Below are 14319 nucleotides of genomic sequence, written 5' to 3' on the forward strand. Positions count from 1 at the left end.
TTGAAAAAGTGCAAGCAGGCATTCTGTCTCTTATGAAGTTTTAAGCAGTTGAGGTGAAAGGGTCTGAATGGCTTGATAATGGGTTAAAAAGACATTCCCACTCAAATGTTTCAATAGTTTTGAGCTTTGCAGTCGATCCATCACAGGACCTTTAACTTCGGACAAATGCAGTTGAATGTTTTGCTTGGCCAATTCTAGATTAATATCTTCCAGCATTTCTAAAGCACTCAAGTCGATACTGCTCACACTGGAGCAATTAATCACCACATGGGCTAACTCAGGTTGTTGGCTCACGGCATTGATCAGCTCGCCTTTCAATATATTGGCATTTAAGAAAGTTAAGCTTTCATCTATACGCATTGACAGTAATTGTGCCGTCGTCTGAACTTGATGGCGTTCAACATTGCGAAAATGTTGCGTCCCCTCGACCAAGCCAATCACAGCAATATGTGGTCGACTAATCCGCCAAAGCAACAAAATAAAGGTCGAAACCATGCCAATGATCAGGCCGGTTGAAATATCGATACAGACAACACCAAAAAAGGTAATCCACATCGCGATACCATCTGCTTTGGAATACTTCCATGCTTCGATGAAGGGTTTAAAGTCCACAAGTTTCCATATGGAGACGATAATTGTTGCAGCCAAAATAGCTAAAGGAAGGTTCTGAAAGAAACCGGTAAAGTATAAGCTCACTACAATAATCAACAGCGAAGAGAGCACACCAGCCATAGGAGTCTGAGCGCCTGCATCTGCATTTACGACAGTACGAGAAAGGCTGCCTGTTACAGGAAAGGCCGAACTGAAACCTGCACTGATATTGGCTAACCCCAAAGCGATAAGTTCTTGGTTACTGTTGAGTTGACTTCGGTTTTGTAAAGCAGTGGCTTGAGCAATGGAAAGTGATTCAACAAAACTGATCATCGCGATCATAGTTGCACCTGGCAAAAGTTGCAAAACTAAAGCCCAGTTCCAATACGGCATATCGAGTGGAGGCATACCAGATGGAATAATTCCGACCGTTTTGATTCCAAGCGTTTGCAGTTGGAAAAAATAGACCAAGGCAATCGAGGCAACCACTAAAAATAAAGGAATGGTACGCGAAAGTAATACGGTCGATCCGAACCAACCTTTTAAGGCATTAGTATTCAACAGCTTTGGTACATAAATTAAAAATGCGATTGCACACAGTCCAAACAGAAGCGTACCTATGTGAGTCAAACTGATGTATTGCCAAACACTAACCACAAATTCGGGGATATTATTGGCTTTTAAAGGCAGATCGACAATAAACTTCAACTGACCCAAAGCAATCAGCAAAGCAGACGCAATAATGAAACTTTGGATGACGGGGTGGCTAATCAGTTGGATGAGGAAACCAAACCGAAATAAACCCAACAGCAGGGAAATGATACCGACCATCAGGGCTAATAAACATGCCGCTTGTATATAAACTGGTGAACCAACTTCAAACATCGAGTTCAAAGTCGCAAAGGTCATCATCGAAATGATGGCAACAGGGCCAATAGAAAGTGTGGGACTACCACCAACGATGGCATAAATAATCATTGGGATAATGCTGGCATAGAGCCCAGTGATTGGTGGTAAACCTGCCAACATGGCATAGGCCATGCCTTGAGGAACCAACATGGCAATGACGATAAAAGATGCAAGTAAATCTGACTTAAACGTAGGCGTGTCATAGTGCTTGAGCCATTGCCATGCGGGTAGATAATGGCTTAGACGACGATTCCAATCAGACATAAAAAAATCTAAATCACAAATTTAGATATATTATGCATAAAAAATGCTAAGAAGTCTTAGCATTCGTTTTCATAGCACAGAAAATATAGAAGTGATTTGGTTTAGAGACGTGGTTTTGGGCAGTACAAGCTATACAAAGTATTTAAAACTTCAATCATGCGTTCATCTTTAATGGAATAGTAAATTTGCTTACCATCACGGCGCGTATTTACCACATCACTTTTACGTAGCATCATTAATTGTTGCGAAAGAGTCGGCTGTTTGATGTCGGTAATTTCTTCAATTTGAGAAACATTAAGTTCTTGTTGCGACAAATGACACAAAATTAATAAACGATCAGTATTGGCTAGAGATTTTAAAATACTCACAACAACTTCAGCAGAGTCGCGCATAGACGTTATTTCAAGTCCTGTGTTCATTTAAAACCTACTCATAAAACAAAACAACTGTGCGCTTAGTATAAAAGCAAGCCGTTCATAATGCTGTGTTTTCAAGTCCAATATGCATGGCTTTTAGTGAAATAAAATATTAGCTAAAGTTATATATACTAGACTTCCGTCATAAATCAAAAAACGTACAATTTATTTGATCTTAAATTAATCAGCAAAATTATTTAATTCAAGCGATAATCCTTGGATGAAATTCAAAGATATTCAAAAATTATCAGACGTTAAGTTTCGTAGGCTTACCGGTGTTAGTTGGGCTACATTTAACCTCATGTTGGCCGAGCTAAATAAGCATTTACCTCGTCATATTGGTAAAGGACGACCGCATAAATTACCGTTGGAAGATCGTTTGCTCTTATGTATAGAATATTGGAGAGAATATCGAACATTTTTCCATCTTGGTATGAGTTACGGTGTATCTGAAACGAGTGCAATTCGTATCACACGTGCTATTGAAGATACCTTAATCGGTTCTGGAAAATTTAACTTGCCAAAACAACTTCCTAATCGAGATGAAGTGGATTGGGAAGTTGTTGTGATTGATGCCACTGAAATATTAGTTCAACGTCCAAAAAAAACAGAAGAAATGGTATAGCGGTAAAAAAAAGCGACATACCTTTAAATTTCAGCTATCTATGCACTATACAACAGGTGAAATACTGAGTGTATGTGGAAGTCATGGAAGCATGCATGATTTTAAAATATTTAAAAAAAGCATGAGGAAATTAAAATTTAAGCCCTTTTTTATCGTTGATAAGGGGTATTTAGGGATAAAGAAATTGGGTTTTGGATGCCTCATGCCATCTAAAGCAAAGAAAACTGAAAAACTAGATTCTGAATTAAAAAAGTTAAATAGAGAGATTGGTCGTAGACGAATTCAAGTAGAGCATGTATTTGGAAGGATGAAATGTTTTAAGATTTTATCTTGTGTATATAGAAATCGTCGTAAAAGATTAAACCTGCGGTTTAATTTACTTGCTGGCATATACAATTTAGATTGGGTGAAAGATAAACAATTAAATTGATTGAAAAATGATTTATGAAGGAAGTCTACTGAACATTTACATCAAAATTAGTTATTCAAAATGTCACTTAAGTTCCAGATATTTATATAAATTAAGCAAAAAATTGAATTAAAAAATAGTTTTCTTTATGACTTTTTATAATAAGCTTTGAATATTTTATCATATAGTGTGTTTTAAAATCATAATTACACAACTATTTTAAGATAACATTATAAAAATAATAAATATATACATTTATTAAAAGAATAATTGTTACTGGATAATATTTTTGAACAAAAAGCAAACTTTGAAATGAATGTATAATTTTTTTCATCCTCTGTGAAAGATGTCGATTATGTAACTTTATGGTCTGGTTTTTTGGGTAAAACCACTATTTTCTTCAAGTAAAAACATGAGAAAACTCATGCTTTTTCTGTTTAAGTAATTTATTTATCAAATAAAAACATAAGCCCGACCAAATGTCAGTTTGCATTTAAAAATCAGGGTATGATAATGAGTGGATCATTAAAAACAACATAGGAAACATTGGTATGAGTACTGACTCAGCTTTTCCAACGCCTAATAATTTAGGGATAGCGGTTTATAGTAATAATGCAGAAGCGATTGGTAACACACCATTGGTTCGTATTAACCGAATTATACAAAGTCCAGCCACCGTTTTAGCCAAAGTTGAAAGCCGTAACCCTGCATTTTCAGTAAAATGTCGTATTGGGGCTGCGCTGATTGCGGATGCGGAAGCACGCGGTGTGCTGAAAGCAGGAATGCACATTGTCGAACCAACCAGTGGCAATACAGGCATTGCTTTGGCATTTGTTGCTGCTGCAAAAGGTTATGCGTTAACTCTAACTATGCCATCAAGCATGAGTATCGAACGTCGTAAAGTGATGAAAGCTTTGGGCGCGAACTTGGTTCTCACCGACCCTGCAAAAGGCATGCGTGGTGCGGTAGAAGAAGCACAGCGTTTGTTGGATGAAAATCCAGAAACGTATTTTTTGCCACAACAGTTTGAAAACCCAGCAAACCCAGCTATTCATGAAGCAACGACTGGCCCAGAAATTTGGGAAGCAACAGGCGGTAAAGTTGATATTTTAGTTGCAGGTGTTGGGACGGGTGGTACGATTTCAGGGATTTCAAGTTATTTTGAAAAAGTAAAAAAACAAGCCCTGTATTCAGTTGCGGTAGAACCTGCTGAATCGCCGATTATTGGTCAAACCAAACGTGGTGAAACTTTGACGCCTGGACCACATAAGATTCAGGGCATTGGCGCTAACTTTATTCCTAAAAACTTAGACCTCGACTTGGTCGATGAAGTGATGCCAATTGATGCTGCAACAGCAATTGATTGGGCGCGAAAAACAGCAAGTCAAGAGGGTATTTTGGTAGGTATTTCAAGTGGTGCCGCGATGGCAGCAGCAGCTGAACTTGCAGCACGCCCTGAAAATGCAGGTAAAACTATTGTGGTGATTTTACCTGACGGTGGTGAACGTTATTTATCTTCAGTTTTGTTTGAAGATATTTCCGTAGACTAATTTTCTGGATGAAAAAAAGCTAAACATAAAATGTTTAGCTTTTTTTATGCCGTTTAGAAACTTAAAGTGCTGCGTGTGAAATTTTATCAGGTGTCATGAGGGCTTGGTTTACATACAGTTTAATCAGACGCTCGCGAGAACCGATTGATTTTTGATAATGCGTTGAATTGAGTAACAATGACGCACCATAGGTCACTGTCCATACATAAGATAAATAATCACGAATGGACATTGCACTGTCTAAAGACTTTAAATAGTCAGAGGTCATGTCTTTAATTTCGATAATACGTTGTTCACGTATTTGATAGAGCTTCTCAAAAAGTTCTTTGAGTTTACGTTCATTATTGGTTAAACGTTCTTCAATAACGTGCAGTAAAATCGTACGGTTCGAGTTCAACATATTATAAAGCATGTATTCGGAAACATACGTTTTAATATCATTGTTATGCTTTTGAGAAATCTCTAGCAGGCGAGTTTCATTCAAGATAATCAGCTCTAAATAAAGTTGATTTTTACTTTTGAAATGCTTGTAGATCGTACCCTTCGCAATATCGAGTTCCGTTGCTAATTCGCTTAAGGTGATGTCTTGATTATTGTCTAATAATAAAGTCTCAGCCATGGCTAAAATTTTCTCTTTGCGTAATAGAAAATTTTGTTGGCGTACTGAAGTCATTGGCTTATTCCAGTGTATTTCATGAGAACTATAGAGAGGCTATTGAACTTGGTTGAAAATGAAAATTCAACTAAGGTCTTGGATATTACTACAATCGTTTTAAAAATATCCACTTGTTCAACAATAGAAATAAATACAAGTGCATTTTCGCATTTCGTTGTCAATAAATTTGATCTCTAGAGATCAAATTTGGGCCATTGCATTCCTTTTTCGTGATTTTTACACTATTGTCAGTATAGCCACTGTGTTCTTAGAGATAAGAACCTTTAGTACTAAAGCCTCGAATGCAGTGCGGGTTGATAAATGAATCACCTATCGTATGGATCGATGTATTATTCATGTGTATTTATTTTAATGTCTTTATAGATGACTCACTTTGAGACGGTAGCACTATGAAAAACATTAAAATAAGATCTGAAACGATTAACCCCTTTGTAATATGAAAAAATAGATAGGGATGTCTTTAAGGTTCTTAATTGGGCTTAAAGCAAATAAACCGCAAAAAAAGGATGAAATAGAAAATGATTGTTATTGTAGACGGTGTACGTACAGCAATGGGTGGTTTTCAAGGTTCACTGTCAAGCTGCACCGCACCTGAACTTGGTGCGGTGACAATTAAAGAAGTGTTAAACCGTTCAGGCTTACAGCCGACCGATGTGGATGAAGTGATCTTTGGTTGTGTACTTCCAGCAGGTTTAAAACAAGGCCCTGCACGTCAAGCAATGCGTATGGCGGGTCTACCTGACTCAACGGGTGCAACAACCATCAATAAAATTTGTGGCTCTGGTATGAAAGCCGTCATGCAAGCGGCTGATGCGATTAAAGCGGGTTCAGCTGAGATTGTGGTGGCCGGTGGTATGGAGTCGATGTCAAATGCGCCGTACTTACTTGAAAAAGCACGCGCGGGTTACCGTATGGGACATGGTAAAACCACCGATCACATGTTCCAAGAAGGTTTAGAAGATGCTGAAACAGGTTTGTCGATGGGTGTACTTGCTCAAGAAATGGCAGATAAAAAAGGCTATACCCGTGAGCAGCAAGATCAGTATGCCATTGGTTCTTTAAATAAAGCCGTTGCTGCGATTCAAGGTGGTTTCTTTAAAGATGAAATCGTGCCTGTGACGGTAAGTAGCCGTAAAGGCGATGTTGTGGTTGATCAGGATGAACAACCGCTCAATGCCAAAGTGGATAAAATTCCAACTTTACGTCCGGCATTTAAAAAAGATGGCACGATTACCGCGGCAAATTCGAGTTCTATTTCGGATGGTGCTTCGGCATTGGTTGTAACTTCATCCGAAGTGGCTGACGCACGTGGTCTTAAGCCATTGGCAAAAGTTGTGGCTTATGCAAGCAACTCTCAGCATCCATCTGAGTTCACCATTGCTCCTGTAGGTGCCATTGAGAAAGTTTTAGCCAAAGCAGGCTGGTCTGCGGATGATGTAGATCTGTGGGAAGTCAATGAAGCATTTGCGATGGTCACAATGCTTGCCATTGATGGTTTTCATTTAGACCCTGCTAAAGTCAATGTGAATGGTGGCGCTTGTGCACTTGGTCATCCATTGGGTTCATCTGGTTCACGTATTATCGTGACTTTACTGCATGCCTTGAAACGTACTGGTGGGAAAAAGGGTGTAGCTGCTTTATGTATTGGTGGTGGTGAGGCGACTGCTATTGCCGTCGAGCTGCTAGACTAAAGCTGTAATATCCTTAGCTATGCCTGTGAAGAAAATGATTTAAATATCTATAATGTGGCATGGTTGATTTCATCAAAGGTTCGATTGATTCGGACCTTTTTTGTTATGTAAAATACATGCAGATCATGCGTCATAAATTTTCAGGAAAAGCATCTATTGTTCAGTATAGCTAAAGGTATAATTAATGTACTTTTATTGCTGAAACGTCTGATATTAGACCTAGGTGCTTATAAAAGTAAGTTTTGAGCATTGGATCATCGCTATAATGGGTAGATGATGGATCGTCTACCATCACATGCATATAAGGAACATTTTTTTCGTGTTTGAACTGGACTGTAAATTACTCAGTATCTTTTTTTACGTTTATAAGTTTAAAAGTGTGTCACTGGCGGCTGATCATTTAGAAATGAGTCAACCGACGGTGAGTAACATTCTGAATAAAATTCGCCAACATTATAATGATCCGCTATTTTTGCGGATTGGCAATGAAATGGTGCCAACTGAGCTGTCGAAACAGTTATTTCCATTGGTCAGTGAGGCTTTAAACAAGGTTGAAATCATCAATAACTTTACGATTGATTTTGACCAAGCCACTTCGCAGCAACAGTTTAGTTTGGCCATGACCGATGTTTCGCATTTGGTGCTGTTGCCGAAAATTTCGCAATACTTAAAGAAACATGCGCCGCATATTCGTTTGAATATCCGTCCGATCACCTCTGAAACCAGTTATCAAATGGCAAATGGTGAGATTGATTTGGCGCTGGGTTTTTTACCTCAACTGGAAAATGGCTTTTATCAACAGCAACTGTTCGAGCAGTATTATGTGGTGATTGCTGCCAAAGATCATCCGCGTTTGACAGGTGACAGTATCAGCACAGCGCAGTACTTGGCTGAGTCACATATCGATATTGATGCAGGCATGGGACATTACCATATTGAAAATGAACTGCTTAATTTAGAACTAAAACGTGACATTTTAATGCGTTTACCGAGCTATTTAGGGGTAGGTTTGGTGGTACAAGAAACCGACGCGATTGCGACAGTGCCGTATTATTTGAGTGAAGTGCTGCTTTCACGTGGCAATTTAAAAATCTTTAATGCACCAATTGCCTTCCCAAGTTATGGGGTGAAACAGTATTGGCATATGTCTTGTCATCACAAAACCAGTCATCAGTGGCTGCGTCACATGTTCCATGAAATTTTAATGAAGTAATTCTTAAAATTTGATGCTTTTTAGTGCGCATAGCGAAAATATGCGTGCTTGAAATCTAAAGTGCCCATTTATTGCTCATAAATAGTATTACGAAGTTTAAAAATCGTAATACTAAATTGGCACAGCCTTTGCATCGTCTAATCTGAAAGAGTGATCTAGGGTTCCGATACATATCTATTTTATGTATGTCTGCGACCGAGAGTTCACGGTTCGAAAGAGCTACACGGAGGGATAAAAGCCCGGGAGGTAAACAGTTACGATTTAGGCAGAGGCGCATGAGCACAATAACTTATCACGACGATAACGCACTATGGACTGAACTTTTACCGGGTGGGCACCACTGGTCTGGGCGTATTCAACGCGGCACTGTTTTACAGTTTAATGCCTTGGGGGCACAAGCCAACGTTTCACTTTTCTGTGTCAACAGCGAAGACAAGCTTGAACGTTTTAATATGCCAGATAGCCTAAAGGCACAGCATACGGCATTTCTAAGTACAGGACATGTGTTGTATTCTGACTTAGGTCGGGTTATGGCCTCAATTGTTCACGATGATCATGGTTGGAATGATGCCTTGTGTGGTCCAAGCCGCACAGAACAGATCCAAAAACAATTCGGTACTCATACTTTTCAAGATACACGAAATGAGATGTATCGGAGTGGACGCGACAGCCTGTTGCTTGAAATGACCAAGTTCTCATTAGGTCAAGCCGACCTGTCAGCTACGCTCAACCTATTCTCTAAAGTTCGCCCTGATGATGCAGGCAACTTATCTTATGTTGATACTGACAATACCCATCAAACTATTGAACTGCGTTTTGAGATGGACTGTCTGGTGTTCTTATCTGCTGCGCCACATGGTTTGAGCCAAGCAGCAAAGTATCAGCCTGCTGATATTCAAATGCGTTTATTCAAAGCATCAGCTTTAGCAATGCACGATATCTGTCGTGATTCATGCCCACAAAACCAACGCGGTTTTCAAAACAACGCACGTTATTACGCATTTGATGTTGTTTAAGCCCAAGGAGAGTACGCATGACCATTTTACAAGCATTTGATCAAGCTGTTTTAAATGAAGTCTGTCCAGCGGGTGAGGCATGGATGGGTGAAGTCAAGAAAGGGCAGTATTTCCGTATTATTGATCTCGAAGGCAATCAAGCGGTCGATACCTTATTTATTTCTGCGAGCAACCCTGAAGAGCGTTACAGTGCAACTGATACTTTAGCCATCAATCAGCAGATTTATCTCGAAAAAGGCACAGCCTTATATACCAACTATGGCAACAAAATTGCCACGATCCATGATGATAACTGTGGTCGTCATGACACCTTAGGCGGTGCTTGTTCATGTGAAAGTAACACCGTACGTTATGCACACGACACATTTCCGATGCACAGCTGTCGCAATAACTTTATGACAGCTTTAGCTTTGCACCCAATTGCGAAAAAGCATGGACTGAATGTTCGTCATATTGGGCCGAATATTAATTTCTTTATGAATGTTCCTGTGAGCAGTGATGGGCATCTCAAGTTTGACGATGGAATATCGGCGCCCGGTAAATATGTTGAAATTCAAGCGGAGATGGATCTCATCGTGCTGATTTCTAACTGCCCACAACTGAACAACCCCTGTAATGCCTACAACCCGACTAAAATTCAACTGATTGTACGTGACGGCAAGGAGTAATCAGCATGTTTAAAAAAGTTCTCATTGCCAACCGTGGTGCAATTGCCTGCCGAGTAATTCGTACATTAAAGAATTTAGGCATTCAGTCTGTTGCGGTGTATTCAGAAGCAGATCGTGATTCCTTACATGTGACTTTGGCTGATGAAGCGGTATTTATTGGTGATAGCCCAGCCAGTCAAAGTTATTTAAATATTGAAAAAATCTTACAGGTCGCGAAAGAAGCAGGTGCTGAAGCCATTCATCCAGGCTATGGTTTCCTGTCTGAAAATGCGGAGTTTTGTGATTTGTGTGAGTCACAGGGCATCGTGTTTCTAGGGCCGAAATCTGCACAAATGCGTAGTTTTGGCTTAAAGCATACTGCGCGTGAACTTGCCATTCAGGCGAATGTGCCATTGTTACCGGGTAGCCAACTTTTAGCAGACGAAGCGGAAGCACTGATCGAAGCAAAGCGTATCGGTTATCCCGTGATGCTGAAAAGTACCGCAGGTGGCGGTGGTATTGGTATGCGTTTGGTGTGGAACGAAACAGAGCTTAAAGATGCTTATGCAACGGTATCTTATTTGGCACAAGCGAACTTTAAAGATGCAGGCTTGTATTTAGAAAAGTTTGTGGAAAATGCGCGTCATATTGAAGTCCAAATTTTTGGTGATGGCCAAGGTTTGGTTTTGGCTTTGGGAGAGCGGGACTGTTCAGTACAGCGCCGTAACCAGAAAGTAATCGAGGAGACCCCAGCACCGCATTTAAATGATGGACAACGTGATTATATTCAGGGTATTGCGATTCAATTGATGCAGTCAGTGGATTACCGTTCGGCAGGTACGGTTGAGTTTGTGATGGATACAGACACCCAAAAATTCTACTTTTTAGAAGTGAATACACGGTTGCAAGTTGAACATGGCGTGACCGAGCAAGTATTTGCTGTAGACCTTGTAGAATGGATGGTCACTTTAGGTAGTGGTGACTGGACTGCACCAACAGAGGTGCTTAGATCTAAAGGCCATTCGATCCAAGTCCGTTTATATGCCGAAGATCCAATTAAGAACTTTCAACCCAGTGCTGGCTTACTGACCTATGTCGACTTTGACCCACATGCACGCAATGAAACATGGGTCGAAACAGGTTCAAATGTATCTTCCTTTTATGATCCAATGATTGCCAAAATCATTGTGACCCGCGAGAACCGTGAAAGTGCAATTCAGGCCATGAGCGATACTTTGGCAAAAACCTCAGTGGCAGGAATTGAAACCAATCTTGAGTATTTACAAAATATTATTGACTGTGAAGTGTTTAAAGCAGGGACACAGACTACACGTTTCTTAAATACTTTTGAGTGGAAAACCCAAAAAGTTGAGGTATTACAGTCTGGTATTCAAACGTCAATACAAGACGTCAATGGTCGTTTGGGGTACTGGGATGTTGGTGTTCCACCATCAGGTGCGATTGATCCACTATCGTTAAATGTAGCCAATCAACTATTGGGGAATCCATTTAATACCGCGGCGTTAGAATGTACATTACAAGGCCCAACTTTAAAGTTTCACTGTGATAGCCAAATCGTGATTACGGGTGGCGACATGCTTGCGACATTGGATGGTGTTGATGTTGCCATGTGGCAGACCCTTAATGTTAAAAAAGGGCAAATTCTTAAAACAGGTAAAATCACCACAGGTTGTCGAAGTTATATTGGTATTAAAGGCGGATTCAATGTACCTGCCTACCTAGGCTCACAAGCGACTTTTACTTTAGGTCAGTTTGGTGGTCATGCAGGACGCAATTTACTCATTGGAGATATGTTGCCGATTACGGCTTACAGCTCGGTAGAAACTGTTGCACTCAGTGCAGCACAAGTGCCAAGCTTTAGTCAGACTTGGAACATTGCAGTGATGTATGGACCGCATGGTGCGCCAGACTTTTTCACCAAACGAGATATTGAGCGCTTCTTTAAGCAAGAATTTGAAATTCACTTTAACTCAAGTCGTACAGGCATTCGTTTAGTCGGTGAAAAACCTGAATGGGCGCGTACCGATGGTGGTGAAGCAGGACTACATCCTTCGAATATTCATGATAATGCTTATGCCATTGGCGCGATTGACTTCACTGGAGATATGCCAATTATTTTAGGACCTGATGGTCCAAGCTTGGGCGGTTTCGTTTGCCCAGCGGTGGTGGTTAGCTCAGAACTATGGAAAATTGGTCAGCTTAAAGCGGGCGATAAAGTTAAATTTATCCCAATTTCTTATGATCAAGCACAAGTATTAAATCAAAAATATAGCGCAGCGTTAACAGGGGATACGACTGAAAATGTAGAATTTGCTCCAAGCTTTCATGCTGAAATGGAGACCTTATCAGATGCCGTTTTAGCGACATTAAAAGGTGAGAACGCTAGACCTGATGTGACTTATCGTCCTGCAGGTAATAGTTATCTGTTGGTTGAATATGGAGAGTTGGTTTTAGATCTCAATTTACGCTTCCGTATTCATGCTTTAATGCAATGGGCTAAAGACCAAAGTATCGAAGGAATTATTGATTTAACACCAGGGATTCGTTCGCTACAAATTCACTTTGACTCATTAAAACTTGATCAGAAACATTTGTTAGCATTATTACAACAGGCAGAAAGTGAATTGCCTGATGTGACAGCAATGGAAGTGCCTTCGCGCACAGTCTATTTGCCTTTGGCTTGGGAGGACTCACAAACTCAGTTGGCGATTGAACGTTATATGCAAACAGTCCGTCCAGATGCGCCGTGGTGTCCTGACAATGTAGAGTTTATTCGTCGTATCAATGGTTTAGACTCAAAGCAAGCAGTGAAGGATATCGTATTCAGCACCAATTATTTGGTGATGGGTTTGGGAGATGTGTACTTGGGTGCACCTGTGGCAACGCCGCTGGACCCACGTCATCGTCTAGTGACCACCAAATATAATCCTGCACGTACATGGACGCCTGAAAATGCAGTCGGCATTGGTGGCGCATATATGTGTGTCTATGGCATGGAAGGCCCGGGCGGTTATCAGTTTGTTGGGCGTACAACACAAATGTGGAGTCGTTACCGCAAAAATCCAGACTTTGAACAAGGAAAACCATGGCTACTGCGCTTCTTTGATCAAATTAAATTTTATGAAGTGTCTGAAACAGAACTGATGCAAATGCGGGAAGACTTTAAAGCGGGGCGCTTAAAGCTTCGCGTAGAAGATGGGGTTTTAAATTTAAAAGAATATAATGACTTCCTCATTGAAAATGCAGCATCCATTTCGAGTTTTAAAGCGGTACAGCAAGCGAACTTTGAAGAGGAACGCCGTCGCTGGCATGAGGCAGGTTTGGCTGAATATGTTTCTGAAAGTCTAGATGCGGTTTTAGACGACAGTGAAATTCAAATTCCTGAAGGTGGCTGTGCAGTCGAGTCGCATATGCCGGGTTCTATTTGGAAAATTGAATGTACCTCTGGAGACATTGTGGAAGAAGGGGCAACTTTGGCCGTGATTGAAGCCATGAAAATTGAAATTCCCATTATTGCACCTGAGCGGATGAAGGTTGAAACCATTACCATTGAAAAAGGGCAAACGGTAAAAACAGGTCAGGTGCTGTTTACACTGGCACCTGTAGCCTAAATTCAAATATCACGACATACAAAAAAGACTGCTTAAGCGGTCTTTTTTCGATTCTGAAAGGAGAATTTATCTAGTGCTGACAATAAATCGTTTTGTTAAATTAAGATTGCAATGCATAGCAAAAAATAGATTGTTATGAAATGGTTATAAAATGATGTTTTGAATCAAAATATGCTAATTTAGTGAGACGCTTAAAAACATTATGGCTTGTATGAAAAAAACATTACTCGGCATGTTATTCATGTTAACTTCATCAGTGCTTATGGCAAATACGCCAAGTCAGCCTGAGGATACTCAAGCATCAAATCAAAATAATATTCGTGTAACGACACGCCCTGAAATTGTGGGCTTATGGGGAATGGAAATTCCAAATAATCGTAAATGCGTTGAATACTATAATTTTAAAAGTAATAGTGATGTTGTGATTAAAAGTGGGGAAGAATGGTCTACGGGAATTTATGATTACCAGCCATCAACCGACAAAAATGTGCAATTACCTGCTTTGATTTTGCAAGTCAAATTTGACAATAACCAAGTGGATTGTTCTGGGTCTCAAGAAGATCAGACTGGTGAAATGTCTCAGTATTTTGTGAAATGGCAAAGTCCATCGACCATTAATTTTTGTGCCAATGATAAAGCACAACAATGCTTTGCAACGCTACGTCGTGTACTACCTTAAT

Annotated in this window: 11 protein-coding genes, 1 pseudogene and 1 riboswitch; of the genes and pseudogenes, 9 read left to right on the forward strand and 3 right to left on the reverse strand. The window is 40.1% G+C overall.

Going from position 1 to position 14319, the window contains the following annotated elements; all coding sequences use genetic code 11:
• Window positions 1-30 precede the first annotated feature (30 nt).
• Both AC4CUX_RS15625 and AC4CUX_RS15630 read right to left on the reverse strand, forming a co-directional pair.
• Window positions 31-1764, reverse strand: a complete 1734-nt coding sequence (locus AC4CUX_RS15625; RefSeq protein WP_279690704.1) for a SulP family inorganic anion transporter — start codon at window positions 1762-1764, stop codon at window positions 31-33.
• Between the two features lie 101 nt (window positions 1765-1865).
• Entirely contained in the window at window positions 1866-2183 is a 318-nt protein-coding gene (locus AC4CUX_RS15630) for an ArsR/SmtB family transcription factor (RefSeq protein ID WP_004693230.1), read from the reverse strand.
• 217 nt (window positions 2184-2400) lie between these two features.
• On the opposite strand from AC4CUX_RS15630, the gene AC4CUX_RS15635 reads away from it, so the two are divergent.
• The 3 genes and pseudogenes from AC4CUX_RS15635 to cysK all read left to right on the forward strand — a co-directional run bounded on the left by AC4CUX_RS15635 (window position 2401) and on the right by cysK (window position 4764).
• Entirely contained in the window at window positions 2401-2805 is a 405-nt protein-coding gene (locus AC4CUX_RS15635) for a transposase family protein (protein WP_490792460.1), read from the forward strand.
• Window positions 2806-2842: 37 nt separating this feature from the next.
• A pseudogene (locus tag AC4CUX_RS15640) lies at window positions 2843-3235 on the forward strand (transposase family protein); the annotation flags it as partial.
• Window positions 3236-3765: 530 nt separating this feature from the next.
• Window positions 3766-4764, forward strand: coding sequence for a cysteine synthase A (gene cysK / locus AC4CUX_RS15645; RefSeq protein ID WP_490792544.1), 999 nt, complete (start codon window positions 3766-3768; stop codon window positions 4762-4764).
• 61 nt (window positions 4765-4825) lie between these two features.
• On the opposite strand, the gene AC4CUX_RS15650 is transcribed toward cysK, so the two are convergent.
• Window positions 4826-5437 (reverse strand): TetR/AcrR family transcriptional regulator, encoded by a 612-nt coding sequence (locus tag AC4CUX_RS15650; RefSeq protein WP_004693224.1) that lies wholly within the window; start codon window positions 5435-5437, stop codon window positions 4826-4828.
• 521 nt (window positions 5438-5958) lie between these two features.
• Between AC4CUX_RS15650 and AC4CUX_RS15655 the strand changes: the two genes are divergently transcribed.
• The 6 genes from AC4CUX_RS15655 (at window position 5959) to AC4CUX_RS15680 (ending at window position 14318) form a co-directional block, all read left to right on the forward strand.
• Window positions 5959-7131 carry a thiolase family protein gene (locus AC4CUX_RS15655; protein ID WP_279690708.1) on the forward strand — a complete coding sequence of 391 codons (1173 nt, stop codon included), beginning with the start codon at window positions 5959-5961 and terminating at the stop codon, window positions 7129-7131.
• 319 nt (window positions 7132-7450) lie between these two features.
• Window positions 7451-8344 (forward strand): LysR family transcriptional regulator, encoded by an 894-nt coding sequence (locus AC4CUX_RS15660; RefSeq protein WP_004979763.1) that lies wholly within the window; start codon window positions 7451-7453, stop codon window positions 8342-8344.
• A 144-nt stretch (window positions 8345-8488) separates the two neighbouring features.
• Window positions 8489-8592: riboswitch (guanidine-I (ykkC/yxkD leader) on the forward strand.
• Between the two features lie 27 nt (window positions 8593-8619).
• Window positions 8620-9360, forward strand: a complete 741-nt coding sequence (locus tag AC4CUX_RS15665) for an urea amidolyase associated protein UAAP1 (RefSeq protein WP_490792545.1) — start codon at window positions 8620-8622, stop codon at window positions 9358-9360.
• Window positions 9361-9377: 17 nt separating this feature from the next.
• A complete protein-coding gene (locus tag AC4CUX_RS15670) occupies window positions 9378-10028 on the forward strand; it encodes an urea amidolyase associated protein UAAP2 (protein ID WP_159128296.1) in 651 nt (216 codons plus the stop codon).
• Between the two features lie 5 nt (window positions 10029-10033).
• Window positions 10034-13639 carry an urea carboxylase gene (gene uca / locus AC4CUX_RS15675; RefSeq protein WP_279690712.1) on the forward strand — a complete coding sequence of 1202 codons (3606 nt, stop codon included), beginning with the start codon at window positions 10034-10036 and terminating at the stop codon, window positions 13637-13639.
• Window positions 13640-13880: 241 nt separating this feature from the next.
• Complete coding sequence (locus AC4CUX_RS15680) at window positions 13881-14318, forward strand: hypothetical protein (protein ID WP_224216854.1); 438 nt, start codon at window positions 13881-13883, stop codon at window positions 14316-14318.
• The last annotated feature ends 1 nt before the right edge of the window (window position 14319 follow it).

This window comes from Acinetobacter sp. 231_lipA, from assembly GCF_058243005.1.